We start from the raw sequence: 746 nt of genomic DNA on the forward strand, positions 1-746 counted from the left end.
GCTGCGTCGTTTACCTGCTGACGCTTGGCTAATATCTCTTTATCTAAACCTAAATGACGTTGATTTGGCGTCACAAATTTTATACCACTGTGTAGGTGCTCATTATTGTACCAATCAACGAACCCACTTACCCATTCTCTTGCTGCGCTTATATCTTCAAATGCCTTTTCTGGGTATTCTGGGCGATACTTTAACGTTTTAAATAACGACTCAGAGTATGGATTGTCATTACTTACTGACGGTCGACTAAATGATGGCACAATCCCTAACTCCTGTAATGTTGCCAGTAATGTCGCGCCTTTCATTGGGCTACCATTATCTGAGTGCAACGTGACTTGCTCGCGCTTTATTTGCTCCCGACTGCAAATATCCTTCATTAAATCTGCGGCTAATTCACTTAACTGTGTGTCGTAAACCTGCCAGCCAACAACCTTTCGACTAAAAATGTCCATCACTAAATATAAGTATAAAAATTGCCCTTTTACGCTCGTTGGTAAATAGGTGATATCCCAAGTGTATACTTCATTTGCACGTACTGCCTTCAATGCTCTTGGCTTTTTCATCGGCTTAGCTGGCTTTACTTTTTCTCTATGCGTTAATAAGTTATGTGCCTTCATGACACGATAAAATGAACTTTCAGACGCTATCCATATACCGTTATCAAGCAGCTTGGGGACTATTTTACTGGCCGGTAAATGCCCATACTCAGTTGAGTTAACCGTATTAATAATACGCTGCCGCTCTAA

The 746-nt window shown here is 41.0% G+C and carries 1 protein-coding gene; it reads right to left on the reverse strand.

Translation table 11 applies throughout. The annotated features are described in order from the left end of the window. Window positions 1-746: IS3 family transposase (locus tag H5187_RS23845; protein WP_182798507.1), on the reverse strand; the 746-nt coding region annotated here is incomplete at both ends.

The sequence above is a fragment of the Pseudoalteromonas sp. SG44-1 genome (genome assembly GCF_014164315.1).
GTDB lineage: Bacteria > Pseudomonadota > Gammaproteobacteria > Enterobacterales > Alteromonadaceae > Pseudoalteromonas > Pseudoalteromonas rhizosphaerae.